This is a genomic window from Streptacidiphilus sp. BW17, from assembly GCF_041262485.1.
GTDB lineage: Bacteria > Actinomycetota > Actinomycetes > Streptomycetales > Streptomycetaceae > Streptacidiphilus.
This window is the reverse complement of the sequence record NZ_JBGCCR010000016.1, coordinates 134,120-149,001: the sequence shown is the minus strand read 5'-3', so window position 1 is coordinate 149,001 and position 14,882 is coordinate 134,120. Positions and strand designations below refer to the sequence as shown.

At 71.2% G+C, this 14,882-nt stretch carries 17 protein-coding genes and 1 pseudogene; 1 reads left to right on the top strand and 17 read right to left on the bottom strand.

Going from position 1 to position 14,882, the window contains the following annotated elements; all coding sequences use genetic code 11:
- Positions 1–196: 196 nt before the first annotated feature.
- A pseudogene (locus tag ABH940_RS21010) lies at positions 197–700 on the top strand (peptidoglycan DD-metalloendopeptidase family protein); the annotation flags it as partial.
- An 80-nt stretch (positions 701–780) separates the two neighbouring features.
- Here the strand turns inward: ABH940_RS21010 and ABH940_RS21005 are convergent.
- The 17 genes from ABH940_RS21005 to ABH940_RS20925 form a co-directional block, all read right to left on the bottom strand.
- A complete protein-coding gene (locus ABH940_RS21005; protein ID WP_370060708.1) occupies positions 781–1,377 on the bottom strand; it encodes a TetR/AcrR family transcriptional regulator in 597 nt (198 codons plus the stop codon).
- Between the two features lie 74 nt (positions 1,378–1,451).
- Positions 1,452–2,279, bottom strand: a complete 828-nt coding sequence (gene whiG / locus ABH940_RS21000; RefSeq protein WP_370060709.1) for an RNA polymerase sigma factor WhiG — start codon at positions 2,277–2,279, stop codon at positions 1,452–1,454.
- Positions 2,280–2,379: 100 nt separating this feature from the next.
- The gene (gene dprA / locus ABH940_RS20995; RefSeq protein WP_370105942.1) at positions 2,380–3,588 is read right to left on the bottom strand and encodes a DNA-processing protein DprA; all 1,209 of its coding nucleotides are present in this window, start codon (positions 3,586–3,588) and stop codon (positions 2,380–2,382) included.
- A 108-nt stretch (positions 3,589–3,696) separates the two neighbouring features.
- Entirely contained in the window at positions 3,697–5,307 is a 1,611-nt protein-coding gene (locus ABH940_RS20990) for a YifB family Mg chelatase-like AAA ATPase (RefSeq protein ID WP_370105941.1), read from the bottom strand.
- Between the two features lies 1 nt (position 5,308).
- Positions 5,309–5,692, bottom strand: a complete 384-nt coding sequence (locus ABH940_RS20985; protein ID WP_370060712.1) for a YraN family protein — start codon at positions 5,690–5,692, stop codon at positions 5,309–5,311.
- Between the two features lie 197 nt (positions 5,693–5,889).
- Positions 5,890–6,216 carry a DUF2469 domain-containing protein gene (locus ABH940_RS20980; RefSeq protein WP_196192498.1) on the bottom strand — a complete coding sequence of 109 codons (327 nt, stop codon included), beginning with the start codon at positions 6,214–6,216 and terminating at the stop codon, positions 5,890–5,892.
- Between the two features lie 13 nt (positions 6,217–6,229).
- Positions 6,230–6,748, bottom strand: a complete 519-nt coding sequence (locus ABH940_RS20975) for an NUDIX hydrolase (protein WP_370060713.1) — start codon at positions 6,746–6,748, stop codon at positions 6,230–6,232.
- 90 nt (positions 6,749–6,838) lie between these two features.
- Positions 6,839–7,645 (bottom strand): signal peptidase I, encoded by an 807-nt coding sequence (lepB, locus tag ABH940_RS20970; protein ID WP_370060714.1) that lies wholly within the window; start codon positions 7,643–7,645, stop codon positions 6,839–6,841.
- A 221-nt stretch (positions 7,646–7,866) separates the two neighbouring features.
- The gene (gene lepB, locus ABH940_RS20965; protein WP_370061831.1) at positions 7,867–8,805 is read right to left on the bottom strand and encodes a signal peptidase I; all 939 of its coding nucleotides are present in this window, start codon (positions 8,803–8,805) and stop codon (positions 7,867–7,869) included.
- 376 nt (positions 8,806–9,181) lie between these two features.
- Positions 9,182–10,081 (bottom strand): signal peptidase I, encoded by a 900-nt coding sequence (gene lepB, locus ABH940_RS20960; RefSeq protein WP_370105940.1) that lies wholly within the window; start codon positions 10,079–10,081, stop codon positions 9,182–9,184.
- Positions 10,082–10,085: 4 nt separating this feature from the next.
- Positions 10,086–10,949 (bottom strand): signal peptidase I, encoded by an 864-nt coding sequence (gene lepB, locus ABH940_RS20955; protein WP_370105939.1) that lies wholly within the window; start codon positions 10,947–10,949, stop codon positions 10,086–10,088.
- A 70-nt stretch (positions 10,950–11,019) separates the two neighbouring features.
- A complete protein-coding gene (rplS, locus tag ABH940_RS20950) occupies positions 11,020–11,370 on the bottom strand; it encodes a 50S ribosomal protein L19 (RefSeq protein ID WP_370060717.1) in 351 nt (116 codons plus the stop codon).
- 162 nt (positions 11,371–11,532) lie between these two features.
- Positions 11,533–12,354: a tRNA (guanosine(37)-N1)-methyltransferase TrmD gene (gene trmD / locus ABH940_RS20945; protein ID WP_370060718.1), complete on the bottom strand. Its 822-nt coding sequence runs from the start codon at positions 12,352–12,354 to the stop codon at positions 11,533–11,535.
- A complete protein-coding gene (gene rimM, locus ABH940_RS20940) occupies positions 12,354–13,022 on the bottom strand; it encodes a ribosome maturation factor RimM (RefSeq protein ID WP_370105938.1) in 669 nt (222 codons plus the stop codon). The genes trmD and rimM overlap by 1 nt, the downstream gene beginning before the upstream one ends.
- 151 nt (positions 13,023–13,173) lie before the next feature.
- Entirely contained in the window at positions 13,174–13,413 is a 240-nt protein-coding gene (locus ABH940_RS20935) for an RNA-binding protein (RefSeq protein WP_196192506.1), read from the bottom strand.
- A 2-nt stretch (positions 13,414–13,415) separates the two neighbouring features.
- Entirely contained in the window at positions 13,416–13,859 is a 444-nt protein-coding gene (gene rpsP, locus ABH940_RS20930; protein ID WP_370060720.1) for a 30S ribosomal protein S16, read from the bottom strand.
- Between the two features lie 312 nt (positions 13,860–14,171).
- Complete coding sequence (locus ABH940_RS20925) at positions 14,172–14,771, bottom strand: hypothetical protein (protein ID WP_196192508.1); 600 nt, start codon at positions 14,769–14,771, stop codon at positions 14,172–14,174.
- Positions 14,772–14,882 lie beyond the last annotated feature (111 nt).

The window sequence follows — 14,882 nt, the reverse complement described above, 5'->3', positions numbered from 1 at the left end:
ACCGGCGCTGGGCGTGCGAAGTCGACCCGGCACGCCGGGTCGCGAATGAAGTGTACGGGAAGGTCCGGACGCGGAGCGACTCGCGGCCAGGCCTGGGCTCACTCGTCCGGGTGGCGGAGTTTTCCACAGCGGGCGGTTGTCCACAGGACGCCTGCCGCGGGTGGGCGTTGTCGGGCCCGGAGAGCAGAGTTCGGGCATGGCGCACAGCACTCGCACCGGTGGTCCCTGCACCTCCGTCGTTCCGCAGTCGCAGTCGTGTTCGCGGGGGCGGCGGTTGCTGCTGGTCCTCGGGCTGGTGCTCTGGGTCGCGATGGCTGCGCTCGGGACGCCGGGGAACGCTCATGACCAGGGCAGCGGCCGGCGGGGCTGGGCTGCGGGCGGGCAGTTGGTGCGGCCGTTGCCGACGGGCGGCACGTTGTCGGACGTGCTGCGCCGCTTCGATCCGCCGCCGGTGCGGTGGGCGGCGGGGCATCGTGGGGTCGACCTGGCCGCGGCGCCGGGCACGCCGGTGCGCTCGGTGCGGCCGGGGGTGGTCTCGTTCGTCGGCGTGATCGCCGGCAAGCCGGTCGTCGCGGTCGAGCTCTCGGGCACCGGCTCACCGCCGCTGCGGACCACCTTCGAACCGGTGACGGCAACGGTCACCGTTGGGCAGTCCGTGGGCGCCGGTCAGGAGCTGGGCACGGTCGCGGACCACGGCGGTCACTGCTCGGGCAGCTGCCTGCACTGGGGATTGCTGCGCGGCCACCACTATCTCGACCCGCTCGCGCTGGTGTCCGTCGGTCAGGCCCGACTGCTGCCGCTGACCCCGTCCAGCACCAGGGCCACGGCTGCGTCGATCACCACGTCCGGCTTCTCGACGGCGTCGCCGAGCTCCAGACGCTTGGCGGCGGCCTCGACGGTCCCCTGGAGCAGCGACGCGGCGAGTGCGGGGCTCGGATGGCCGAGCTCGGTCAGCGCGACGACGATCGGGCCGACCAGCTGTCCGTGCGCGGCACGGATCCGTTCGCGGGCGGCGTCGTCCAACTCCATGGCGGAGATCGCAGCGATCGCGCGGTGCCGCGGGTCTCCGGCCAGGGTGAGCTGGGCGCGGACGTACGCTTCCACGCGCGCCGCCGGGGTCGGCTGACCCGCCACGGCCTCGGCCACTTCGACGGCCCATGCCGGGAAGTCGACCGCGCAGAGCTCCTCGACGACGCCCGCGCGGGACTTGAAGTACTCGTAGACCGAGGACCGCGCCAGGCCGGTCCTGGCAGCGAGGTTGGGGAAGGTCAGCGCCTCCATGCCGCCCTCCGCCAGCAGTTCGCGGGCGGCGGCGAGCAGGGCGTCACGCTGCAGCCGACGGTGTTCCACGAGGGTGGCAGCTCGAATCTTCGGCACGGGGCAAGGGTAGCCAAGGACTCTGTGAACCGGTTCTGCCGCACCTCCGGGCGCTGGGCCCGCGAGCATCCGGTTCAGCGGGCGTCGGAGAGCTTGGCGCGGAGCTGGAGCACGGCCTTGGTGTGGATCTGGGAGACCCGGCTCTCGGTGACCCCGAGGACCTGGCCGATCTCCGCGAGGGTCAGCCCCTCGTAGTAGTACAGGCTGACCACGGTTTTCTCCCGCTCCGGCAGCGTGTTGATCGCGCCGGCCAGCAGCCGCCGCACCTCGCGGCTCTCGGCGACCTCCTCGGGGTCGTCGGCCGCGGTGTCGACCAGCGTGTCGACAAGGCTGCCGCGGGCGTCGCCGCCCTCGCCCGAGCCGTGCAGGAGCTCGTCCAGGGCGACCACGTTGGCCAGCGACAGCTGGCTGAAGATGCCGTGGAGCTCCTCGACCTGGATGCCCATGGCCGCCGCCACCTCGGAGTCCCCCGGCGTGCGCCGCAGGCTGACCTCGAGGGTGGCGTAGGCCCGCTCGACCGCACGGGCCTTCTGCCGGATCGAGCGCGGGATCCAGTCCAGCGCCCGCAGTTCGTCGATGATCGCGCCGCGGATCCGGCTGATCGCATAGGTCTCGAACTTGATGGCCCGGTCCGGGTCGAACTTCTCGATCGCGTCGATCAGCCCGAAGACGCCGGAGGAGACGAAGTCCGCCTGCTCGACATTGGCCGGCAGGCCGACGCCGACGCGTCCGGCGACGTACTTGACCAGCGGCGAGTAGTGCAGGATCAGCTGCTCCCGCAGGCGCGGGTCGCTCGACTGCTTGTAGGCATGCCAGAGCTCGTCCACCGTGCGCACCCGCGCGTTGCGCGGGCCGGGGATGCTGCGGGGCTCCCCTGTGGGGGAGCTGGCGTAGCTGGGCATGCTTCGTCGTGAGCCGTTCTACCGATCCATTGGGCGATCCATTGGGCCATTCAACGGAACGGTTGTGAGCGTAGCGTCACCGGATGGTTTCCGAGCGCTATCAGGACCCCTTGCACGCCGGATTCAGTCTCCAGTGCGCCCCCAGACGTTCGACCATGCCGAGCGAGACCAACTCGTAGAGCCGCTGCAGCACCACGTCGGGGGCCAGCAGCGAGCGTTGGACCAGCGACTCCACGGTTGTTCCGCGCGACGAGGCGGGCAGTGATTCGAGCACGCGCAGTGTCTCGGGAGCCAGCGCGTCCCGCAGGCGTTCACGCCCCTCCGGAGTGGCGGCGAGGTCGGTGCCGATCTCGCCGATCTGTTCGACGATCTCGGCATGGTCGCTGACCAGGACCGCGCCCTCGCGGATCAGCGCGTGCGTCCCTGCGGAGAGCGAACTGGTGGCCGTACCCGGGACAGCCATCACATGCCGGGCCAACTCGCCCGCCCAGCGGGCCGTGTTGAGCGACCCGCTGCGTCGGGCGGCTTCGACCACGACCGTCCCGCGCGTCAATGCGGCGATCAGGCGGTTGCGTTGGAGGAACCTCGGCCGGTTCGGGTGCGCGCCGAGTGGCAACTCGCTGAGCAGCAGGCCGCTTTCACTGATACGGCGCAGCAACTGGTCGTTGGAGCGCGGGTAGGCCTGGTCGACGCCGCAGGCCAGCACCCCGATGGTCGGTCCCGACACGGCGAGCGCGCCCCTGTGGGCGGCGGCGTCCACGCCGTAGGCGGCTCCCGAAACGACCGTCCAGCCGCGCTCCGCCAGAGCGGCGGCGAGGTCGGCGGCCATCCGCTGCCCGTAGCCCGTGCAGGCACGGGCCCCGACCACGGCGACCGAGCGCACCGCCAGGACCCGCAACGCGGCGCTGCCGCGCGCCCACAGGGCGACCGGTCGCACCGGCCCGAGGTCGTCCAGCTGCGACGGCCAGGCAGCCTCGCCGGGGCAGATCAGCCGCGCTCCGATCAGCCGGCCGTGGGCCAACTCCCGTGCGCCGTCGGGCGGAGCGACGCCCACGGGCAACCCGCGGACCAGGCGGGCGAGCGCGCCCTGCGGCCCGAGCTCCTCGATCAACCGCCCGGCCCGCTCGTCCCCCGGCTCGACGATCCGCCCGAGCGCGGCCCGAGCGACGCGCCCCGGGCTGTCGGGGAGGTCGGACGTGTCGGTGACGGCAGCCTCGGGAGTGGCCTTGGAGGTGACCTCGGGGGTGGCCACGGCCAGGGGTTCGTCGAGGGGTTCGTCGAGCAGCGCAGGCTGATGAACGAGGGTCATGGAGGTTCCTTGGGCGGAGGTGCGGGACGGAGGGGGTGGGCACCGTGCCGAAGGCTCGCTTCTGGACGAACCCCGGCACGGTGCCGGTCTATGGGGGGTGACGAAGGGTCAGAAACGCGGCTCGGCCAGGGGCGCGTCGCGGATGTGCGCGCCACGGAGGGCGAGGGCGGTGCGGACGTGGTTGCGGTCGGGGCGGTCCGCGCCCGCGAGGTCGGCCGCCGTCCAGGCGACGCGGACCACGCGGTCCAGGCCGCGTGCGGTGAGGAAGCCGCGCTCCATCTCGCGCTCCGCGTCCTGGAGGGAGCCGGGGCCGAGCGGATAGCGGGTGCGGAGCTCGTGGCCGGGGACCTCGCCGTTGACCCGCCACGGGGTCTCGGCGTAGCGGGCCGCAGCCCGCTCGCGCGCGGCGAGGACGCGGGCGGCCACCACCGCCGTCGACTCCGCCGAGGACTCCTGCTGCAGCAACTGGACCCGGCTGACCGCGTCGACCTCGACCCGGAGGTCGACGCGGTCCAACAACGGCCCGCTGAGCCGGGCTTGGTAGCGGGTGACCATGGTGGGCGTGCACTCGCAGGCATCGCCGCGACGGGACCACCTGCCGCACGGACACGGGTTGGCCGCGAGCAGCAGCAGGAACCGTGCCGGGAGTCGGAGCGAGCCTGCGGACCGGGCGACGACGACCTCGCCCGACTCCAGCGGCTGGCGCAGCGCGTCGAGGACCCGGACCGAGAACTCCGGTGCCTCGTCCAGGAACAGCACGCCTCGGTGAGCCAGGGACGCCACCCCCGGCCGGGGCAGTCCGCTGCCGCCACCGACGATCGCGGGCATCGTCGTCGAGTGGTGCGGAGCGCAGTACGGGGCCTGCTGGACGAGCGGGCGGCCCACCGGGAGCAGGCCGGCGATCGAGTGGATCGCGGTGACCTCCAGCGCCTCGCGTCGGCCCAGCGGCGGGAGGATGCCGGGGAGCCGCTCGGCCAGCATCGTCTTGCCCGCGCCCGGCGGGCCCTTCAGGAAGAGGTGGTGCGCCCCGGCCGCGGCCAACTCCAGGGCGCGCCGCGCCTCGAACTGACCCGCGACGTCGGCGAGGTCCTTCTTCCAGCCGCCCACGTCGAACTGACGGACACCCAGACCCGGAAGCGAGAGACCCGCCAGCGCGGGATCGGGCCCCGTCGAGCCGAGCTGCTCGGGCGGCTCCTCCGGCTCCGGCTCCCCGCAGAGCAGAGCGATCAGCTGACGCAGGGAGCGCACCGGCAGCACCTCCACGCCGGGCACCAGCGCCGCCTCGGCCGCAGTCGCCTCGGCTACCGCGACGCGGTCGTATCCCGCGTCGACCGCCGCCAGCACGGCGGGCAGCACGCCGCGCACCGGGCGGGCCCGGCCGTCGAGACCGAGTTCACCGACGAGCAGCAGCCGCTCGATCGTCTCGGGCCGGAGCCGCTCCGCAGCCGCGAGCACCGCGCAGGCGATGGCGAGGTCGAAACCGGAACCGCTCTTGGGGACGGAGGCGGGCGAGAGACCCACGGTCAGCTTCTTGAGCGGCCACTTCTCGCCGCTGTTGACCACGGCCGCGCGCACCCGGTCGCGCGACTCGTTGACGGCCTTGTCGGGCAGCCCCACGATCGTGAACGCGGCCAGCCCCGGCTCCAGATCCGCCTGGACCTCGACCACCACGCCGTCCACGCCCAGCAGGGCCACCGCTCCGGTGCGGGCGAAGGCCATCTCAGCCCACCGCCCCACGCAGGTGCGTGATCCGGGCCGGACCACGTCGGCCGTGGACGACGCAGATCACGTCGACCCGGACGCCGCCCGGTGGCGGCGGGCCGGACCAGCACTCGGCGAGCCAGCGCTCCGCCAGCGCGAGCAGCCGCTCCGCCTTGACCTCGCCGACGGCCTCGGCCGGGCTCTGTGCGCCGTGCTCGCTGCGGGTCTTCACCTCGCAGACGGCGAGCGCCGGGCCGCCCGGCTGAGGGTCCAGGGCGACGATGTCGAGCTCGCCGGCGCGGCAGCGCCAGTTACGGGCCAGGACGTGCAGGCCCGCGGCTTCGAGATGGCGGGCGGCGGCCTGCTCGCCGTAGCGGCCGAGGGCCTGGGTGCGTGCGGTCATGTCGGTCACCTCCGCCGAGAAATCTCCCGGTTGCGGAGGTGCCGGGCCAGCGGGTCGTCGCCGACCTGTGGACAACCCCGGGCTGTGGAAAACGCCGCCACCCTGCCAGGTGAAACCGATGCGCGGCGGGGGACACGCGCCCGCGCGCCGACCGGCGCCTGCGCGGGCCCGACCGAGCCCGCGCCGCGCCTACCGACCTACCGGCCGAAGCCCGCGTCGTCCTGCGGCAGCTCCAGCTCGCTCTTGGCCAGCTCCTCGACGTTGACGTCCTTGAAGGTGAGCACCCTGACCTGGCGGACGAAGCGGGCCGGACGGTACATGTCCCACACCCAGGCGTCGGCCATGGTGACCTCGAAGAAGACCTCGCCCTGCAGCGAGTGCACCTTCAGCTCGTAGTCGTTCGTCAGGTAGAAGCGCCGCTCGGTCTCGATGACGAACTTGAACAGCCCGACGACATCTCGATACTCGCGGTAGAGCTTGAGCTCCATCTCGGTCTCGTACTTTTCGAGATCCTCGGCACTCATCCCCACGTTCCCCTCAGCTGTGCGTACGTCCAACCATTGTGGACCACAGGCGTGGCCCGGAGAGCCTGACCGGGCGGGGAGGCGGGCCCTCCCTCAGCACGCGCTGGAGCAGCTTCGCCAGCGCGTTCGGATAGACGGTCTCCTTGGTCGCCAGCAGCTCCGCCACGGTCCACCAGCGCAGTGCGTCGGTGGTGCGGCGTTCCAGCTCCGTCTGGCCGGAGGTGTCCGTGTCGACGGTGTCGGTCCTGGCCAGGTAGTACCACTCGTCCTGGGCGTACATCCGTCCGTCGAACTGGAACTCGGTGGCGCGGGTGGCCAGCAACGCGCCGAGCTGCGCATCGCGGATGCCGGTCTCCTCGGCGATCTCCCGGTGCGCGGCGTCGGCCAGCTCCTCGCCCTCCTCGACCCCGCCGCCCGGGGTGAACCACCACTCCCGTCCCCGCTCCTGCGGGTCGAAGCCGTGCAGCAGCAGGATCCGGTCCTGCGGATCGAGCAGCAGCACGCGCGCCGCGCGGCGACGCTTGGGTGGCATCCGGGAGTCGCTCCTCAGCGGTCGGTCAGGAGTACGGGGTCGGTCAGGTGTATCGGGTGGTGAGATGGGTGAGATGGGTGGTGAACCGGATCAGGGCGTTCCCGCGGAGGCCGCCGACGTCGACTCGCGCGGACCGCCGGTCGGTCCGGACACGCCGGGGCCGCCGGGCCTGCGGGAGCGGAAGCGGTTCGCCATGCCTGCGAAGCTACCCGCTGCGGCGGTGAGCAACACCAGCGCCGCACCGCCGAGCGTCGCCCAGGTCGCCGCGACCAGCGGCCCGTGCCGGCTCGCGTCCTGACCGGGGACGGCGTCGAAGGCGGTGGTGCGGTCGATCGCGTGGATCGAGCCGAAGGGCCAGGCCACGCCCTCGACCCGGGCGACCACGTCCGAGGTCGGGACGGTTCCGCCGAGCTGGTCGAGGTGGACTCGGGAGTCGGCGGAGATCGCGCGGTTGTCGCCCATCAGCCAGAGCCGACCGGCCGGGACGACGGCGCTGAACTGCTGCGGGACCTGGCCGACCGCCTGCCCGGCGGCCTGGTCCAGGTAGGGCTCGTCCAGCGGGACGCCGTTGACGGTGACCCGGCCCTTGGCGTCGCAGCACTTCACGGTGTCGCCACCGATCCCGATCACGCGCTTGACCAGGTCGGACGTGCCCCAGGACGGGTCGTTGAAGACCACGACGTCACCGCGCCCGATCGCCCCCGGCGTCCCGCCGGAGACCGTGTGGGCCAGGACCGTCTCGCCCGGCGAGATCGTCGGCTCCATGGAGTCGGTCGGTACGGAGTACGGCCGGTACTGCAGCGCGATCAGCGCGAAGCCGCCGATCATGGCGACCAGCCCGATGCCGATGCCGAGTGCCTGCACCACGCTGCCCGCCGTGAGCCTACGTCCTGCCATTGCCCGTTTGCTCCCCGTGCCGTTGTGCGCGCACACGGCGAGGGCCGTGGCATGTCCGAGCAGGTTACTCGGCGATGCCACGGCCCTCGCAAGAGAAGAACGTGGAGATTTCGCGGTGTACCGGCCGCTCCGGAGTGGTTCCGGGCGCTTTTGGGCGTTTCCGGGAAGTACCGGGTACTACCAGGGAGTACCCGGTAGTACCGGCTTCCGGCTACTTCCGGCTACTTCTGGCGCAGCTTCCGGCGTCGGTTGAGCAGCGTGATCGGCACCGCGCCGACCAGGCCGAGCAGGGCCGGCGACGAGCCCGCGGCCAGCGCCGCGGTCTGGGTGCCGATGCCGGGCTGGGAGAAGGTGTCCGGGATCGGCAGCGTCTTCCAGTGCGAGATCGGCCAGGCCACGACGATCGCGCGACCGACGACCTTGCTGTCCGGCACCGCGCCGCCCCCGGGCTCGTCCATGTGGTACCGGGAGTCGAGCGAGTCCTGGCGGTGGTCACCCATCACCCAGATCGAGTTGGCCGGGACCGTGAGCGGGCCGAAGCCCTTGTCACCGCAGGGCGTGCTGCCGGGGAAGAGGTAGGGCTCGCTCAGCGCCTTGCCGTTGACGTAGACCGGGCCGCTGCCGTGGCAGCTGATGGTGTCGCCGCCGACCGCGATGACACGCTTGATCAGGTCCTTCTCGTTGACCGAGGGCATCAGGCCGATGAACGACAGCGCGTCCTGGAGGCCGCGGACGATCGGGTTGCTGCTGGGCTGCTCGCCCGGCTCGCCGGCCAGCCAGTCGCTCGGGTCGTGGAATACGACGACCTGGCCACGCGACGGCTTGTCGCCGAAGTTGGGGGTCAGCTTGTCGACGAGGACGCGGTCGCCGATCTGCAGCGTGTCCTCCATCGAGCCGGAGGGGATGGAGAACGCCTGCACCAGGAAGGTCTTGATCAGCAGCGCCAGCACCAGCGCGACCACGATCAGGATCGGCAGCTCCTTCCAGAAGGAGCGAGGCTTCTTCACCTCCTTGGCAGCCTTGCGCGGGCCGCCCTTCGCGTCGTCGTCCGACCGCGGCGAACGACCGTTGTCGTCGCCCGCGCCACCACCGCCGGGGCCCGTCGGACCACCACTGCCGCCCGCGCCGCCGAATCCACCGTCGACGCCCCCGTCGGGCATCTCACTGTCGAGGATGTCGGAGGCACCCGGGCCGGCTCCGGGAACGCCCCGCCCCTGGGAGTCGGAAAAGGGTCGTCCGGGCCCGGGATAGGAGCCTCCGCTCACGCCCTCCGTGTTGCCCGTGGTGGCACCGCCCACCTGGTCGCCCATCTCCGCTTCCTCGCTGTTCCCTTGGGCGGCTTCCCCGCGTCCCTTGTCGTCCACGGACCCTACGGTACGGCCGTCGGAGTCCTCGGGCTCGCCGACACCAGAGTGGGCACCGATCACCAAGTCCCCCACGTCGCCTCCTCTGCTGAACGGACGGAACCCCGTCCACGCACATCTCTACCACCAGGCCCGTATGCGGCCCGTCAGCAGCAAGGAGGACGTGAGCGTCTCAAGGCAACTCTCGACGAACTCTCAACGCGCGTCTCGCTCCGGGTGTGGCCGCGACCACACCCATAACGAGCGGAAGTTCCCCGGGAACCGGCTCGGGTGGTCCCTGGGAAGAAACTTGACGAACACTTTGCTGGCCGCCCGACAGCGTCTGCCAGTGCGAGACCGGCCAGACGACCGCCACCGCCCTTCCCACCACGTCCTTCTCCGGCACGAATCCGCCGCCGGGCTCGGTCATGTGATAGCGGGAGTCCGCCGAGATGTCGCGGTGGTCACCCATCACCCACAACTCCCCTGGCGGCACGGTCACTTTGAAGGGGATCCGGGACGGCGGGTTGCCGGGGTAGAGGTACGGCTCGTCGATCGGCTTGCCGTTGACGGTGATCCGGCCGGTTCCGTCGCAGCAGACGACGGTGTCGCCGGGCACCCCGATCACACGCTTGATCAGGTCGCGGTCCGAGGGCAGCAGCCCGAGGAAGGTGAACGTGCTCTTGAGCGCGCCGACCACCGCACCGGACTGCGGCACCGGGTCGTTCTTCAGCCAGTCGCTCGGGTCGTTGAAGACGATGACGTCACCGCGCTGCGGCTCCCAGCCGAACCACGGCGAGAGCTTGTCGACGGCGACCCGGTCACCGATCGCGATGGTGTTCTGCATCGACCCGGACGGGATGGAGAAGACCTGCACCAGGAAGGTCTGCAGCAGCAGCGTGATCCCCAGGGCGACCACGATCACCAGCGGGATCTCGCGAGCCAGGGAACGACGGCGGCGCCGCTTGGCGCGCTTGGCGCTGCGGCGCCGCTCGGCGCGGCCCCGGTCGGCGCGAGCCCCCTCCGGGCCGCCTCCGAACCGGTCGGCGTCCGCCGTCACGTCGGTGCGCGACGACCTGCCCCTGCTGCCCACCGGCTCAGCCTCCCGCCGTACCGGCGCGGTGGCCGGCACTGTCCTTGTTCTGGCTACTCGTGCGGGCCGCACGGCTCTCACGGCTCTCGCTGATCTCACGGTCGAGGGTGACGAAGACCGACGACCGGGCCAGCGAACGCCAGTGGCCGACCGGAAGGATCACCCACTCGACCCGTCCGATCACCTTGTCGACCGGGACGAAGCCGCCGCCCGGGTCGCCCATGTGGTCGCGGGAGTCGGCGGAGACGGCGCGGTTGTCGCCCAGCACGAACAAGGTGCCCGGCGGCACCTTGACCACGAAGGGGAACGCGGAGGGCTTGGCCCCCGGGTAGAGGTAGGAACTCTCGTCGAGCGGAATCCCGTCGACGGTGACCCGGCCCTTGGCGTCGCAGCACTTCACCGTGTCGCCGCCGATGCCGATCACGCGCTTGACGAAGTCGTTGCCCGAACCGTCGCCGGTGTCCTGGGAATAGGTGTCGATGAACGAGCCGCGCCCGTCGAAGACGATCACGTCGCCGCGCTGCGGGCTGCCGCCGAGGGCGTAGGAGAGCTTGTTGACCAACACCCGGTCCCCGACGGCGAGGTTGTTCTCCATCGAGCCGGAGGGGATGGTGAAGGGCTGCGCGACAAAACGGTTCACCAGGACCAGGACCACCCCGCAGACGACGACCAGCAGGGCCAACTCCCTGGCCCAGTGCGGCCAGGTACGCAGTCGCAGCGGCGAGAAGGGCACGCCTTCGGCGTCTGCGCCGTCCTCGGCAGTGCCGTCCGTGGAAACGCCTGAGGACCGCGAGGACGTCGTCGCCCCCTCGTCATCGACGGAAGGCGGGACGCTGTCGCGGTCCTCGGGAAGCTGCTGCGTTTCCATTGCCGCGTCAGCCTAAGCCATCAGGCTGGGCGGCCATGGACAGGAGCTGCTGCGCAGCTGAGCCTGATGCTCAGCTCTCGCGCTTCTCCTTGATCTTCGCAGCCTTGCCGCGCAGGTCACGCAGGTAGTACAGCTTGGCGCGACGCACGGCACCGCGGGTCACGACCTCGATCTTCTCGACGATCGGGGTGTGCACCGGGAAGGTGCGCTCCACGCCGACGTTGAAGCTGACCTTGCGGACCGTGAAGGTCTCGCGCACGCCCGCGCCCTGGCGGCGGATGACGACGCCCTTGAACTGCTGGATACGGGAGCGGTTGCCCTCGATGACGCGAACGTGGACGTTCACGGTGTCGCCGGGGCGGAAGGTCGGGATGTCGGAGCGGACCGACGCAGCGTCGACCTCGCTGACCAGGTTGGTCATGATCTCTCCATCACAGGCGCCACAGGCCACCCGCGGAATCGTGTTTGATGATCCGCTGTGTGTCGCCCGGTTTCCGTCGTCTCCCCTGTGGCAGAGGCGGCGGTCCTGCACGGCCCCTCCGAGGAGGAGAACCGCGTTCGGCCGAGGACAGGCAGCAAGGGACTATTCTGCCATGCCCTCGGTGGCCTGGAGAAATCGGCCTTCGGCCTCGTCCCACCAGACCCCGAGCCCGGCCAGCGCCTTGAGGTCGTGCTTGTCCATCATCCCGCGCTCCCAACGGGCCACCAGGTCGGGCCGGTTGGCGAGGGTACGGGCGAAGGCCCGGTCGCGCCGCCAGCGCGCGATCTTGGCGTGGTTGCCGCTGAGCAGCACCTCGGGCACCTCGTGGCCGCGCCACTCGGCGGGCTTGGTGTAGACGGGCCCCTCCAGCAGGTCGGCCATCCTGCCGGGGGCGAAGGAGTCGTCCTGGTGCGACTCGGCGTTGCCCAGCACACCGGGCAGCAGCCGGGCCACGGCCTCGACGATCACCAGCACGGCGACCTCCCCACCGGCCAGCACGTAGTCGCCGATGGACACCTCGACCACCGGCATCCGCTCCGCCGCGTCCTCGATCACGCGCCGGTCGATGCCCTCGTAGCGGGCCGGCGCGAAGGCCAACCACGGCTCGGCCGCGAGCTGCCCAGCCAGCTCCTGGGTGAACGGACGCCCGCTCGGGGTCGGCACCACGAGGGTCGGCACGGCGCCCTCGCCCGGGCCGGAGGCGACAACCGCGTCCAGGGCCTCGGCCCAGGGCTGCGGCTTCATCACCATGCCGGGGCCGCCGCCGTACGGGGTGTCGTCCACGGTGCGGTGCACGTCGTGGGTGAACTCGCGCAGCTCGTGCAGGCGGACGTCCAACTGGCCGCGGGCGCGGGCCTTGCCGACCAGGGAGAGGTCGAGCGGGGCGAGGTACTCAGGGAAGATCGTGACGACGTCGATCCGCATCAGGCGTCGGCCTCGCGGGACTGCTCGTCGGACTGCTCGTCGGACTGCTCGCCGGACCGCTCATCGGCCTTCTCGCCGGTCTTCACGTCAGCTTCCGCTTCCGCATCGGTGTCGACGGCGTCCTCCGCCTCCGGGCGGGTGGTGGCGACGACCGCGTCGGCAGGGTCCAGCAGGCCCTTCGGCGGGGTGATCACGACCCGCTGCTGCTCGAGGTCGATCTCCGGGACGATCTCGCTGACGAACGGGACCAGCACTTCGGTGCCGTCCGGCCTGGCGATGTTCAGCAGGTCCTGGTAGGGCAGGTGGAGGACCTCGGTCAGCTCCCCGACCGGCGTGCCGTCGGCGAGGTAGACGTCCAGGCCGACCAGCTGGTGGTCGTAGTACTCGTCCGGGTCCTCCGGGCTGTCCTCCGGGTCGATCTCGGCGATCAGCAGGGTGCCGCGCAGCGCCTCGGCCGCGTTGCGGTCGTCGACCCCGGCGAAGCGCAGCAGCAGTCGGCCGCTGTGCACCTTGCCGGACGCGACGGTCAGCGGACCGGCGGAGCTCGGGTCCGTCATCAGCACCGCGCCGGGGCCGAGCCGGAGCTCGGGCTCGTCGGTGCGCACCTCCACCGAGACATCACCCTTGATGCCGTGGGCGCGGCCGATCCGGCCGACGATGAGCTGCACTGTTCCTGGTCTCCTTCAGGAGAGGTGAGATGAAGTGGGTCCGAAGGGGCATTCGGCAGACCCAAAGCAGAAGGGCCGACTGGGATCAAGGATCCCAGCCGGCCCCGAGAGGCGCCTTTCGGCGAACCCCAAGCGATTCAGCTCGAGCGCGTCAGCGCACGCTGTCCACGTCGACAAGGTCGACCCGGACACTGCGGCCGCCGAGCGCGGTCACCACGGTGCGCAGCGCACGCGCGGTCCGGCCGCCACGGCCGATGACCTTGCCGAGGTCCTCCGGGTGCACACGCACCTCGAGGATCCGACCCCGGCGCAGCTCGCGCGAGCGGACCTGGACGTCGTCCGGGTTCTCGACGATGCCCTTCACCAGGTGCTCAAGGGCCTCTTCCAGCATGATCACGCCTCGGCGGAAGCGTCGGACTCGGCCGCGGCGGCGTCCTCGTCCTTCTTCTCCGTCTTCTTGGACTTCGGAGTGATGGCCACACCAGTGGTCTCGCTCTCGAAGCCTGCAACGGCCTTGGCGAACAGGTGGGAGAAGTCCGTGATCTTCGGCTCCGCGACCTTCAGCGGCGCCGGGGCCTCGAGGCCCTTGAACTTCTGCCAGTCGCCGGTCAGCTTCAGGATGGCGAGCACGGCCTCGGTCGGCTGGGCGCCGACACCGAGCCAGTACTGGGCACGGTCGCTGTCGACCTCGATGATCGAGGGGTCGTAGGTCGGCTGGTAGATGCCGATCTCCTCGATCGCACGGCCGTCACGCTTGGTGCGGGCGTCGGCGACGACGATGCGGTAGTGCGGGGAGCGAATCTTGCCGAGACGCTTCAGCTTGATCTTGACTGCCACGGGAGTGGTTCTCCTGGTGTTGACGTGGGTGAGCAGCCACGCGTTCCACGTGGGGTTGCGGCTGCCAGGCTGCTCTACGGACACGTCAGCCGGAGGAGAGAGGGGTCCTGCTCGGCTGCCGAGTACTCAGCTGTCCATTCTGCCATATCGCCGGGGCGCCCCCGACCCCGTGGGCCGTCCACGAAGGGTCGGGCGCGTGCGCATCACAACGGCACAGTCGGCACGGGAGGCGACTGCGTGGGCCGTCGGTCGCGGGTCGGGCAGGACCCACGACGGGCGGATTGGCGCGGTTGGACGACGACGCGGCGAGCCTCAGCGGCGCGTGCGCGGCTCGGCGATCTGGAAGACCTCGCCGCAGTTGCCGCAGACGATCGGGGCCTGCGACAGCACGGACGGGACGACGCGGACGTTGCGCCCGCACCCGCAGACCGCCTTGACCCGGACGCCGCCACCGGACGAGCCGTGACGCGTGGCCGGACCACGGAAGGTGCGCGAACGGTCGAGCGTCCCGCTGGTCGCCGCGGCGTGGTCGCCGAGCGCCTGCTGCAGGCGATCAATCGTTTCCGCGTAACGATCACGGGTGTCCGGACGCATGGTCACCAGCGAGAAGCCGGAGCTCGGATGCGGGTCGGCGTTGTGGTCCAGACCGAGTTCGTCGGCGAGGGCCAGGAAGCGCCGGTTGTGGTAGCGCCCGGCCCGGGAGGTGTCCCGGATTCCGCGCGCGGCGGCGAGGCCGTGGGCGGCCTCGTGCAACAGCCGCTCGAAGCCCAGCTCGGTGCCGCATGCCGAGGACGACTCCCCGATCAGCGACTCCGGGGCTGCGAGGTTCGGCAGGTCGGAGTGGAAGCGCTGGATGTCGCTCCAGGCGACAGCCAGCTCGGCGGCGAGAACCAATGGTTGTGTCGTGCTCACGCAACGCAAACGAGGGAGGGTTCCGCGATGTTCCGCAGAATTCATGATTGTTGAAGGCTTTATTTTATCGTGACCTGCGCCACATCCCGCCGTCAACCACCACAAAGGTGT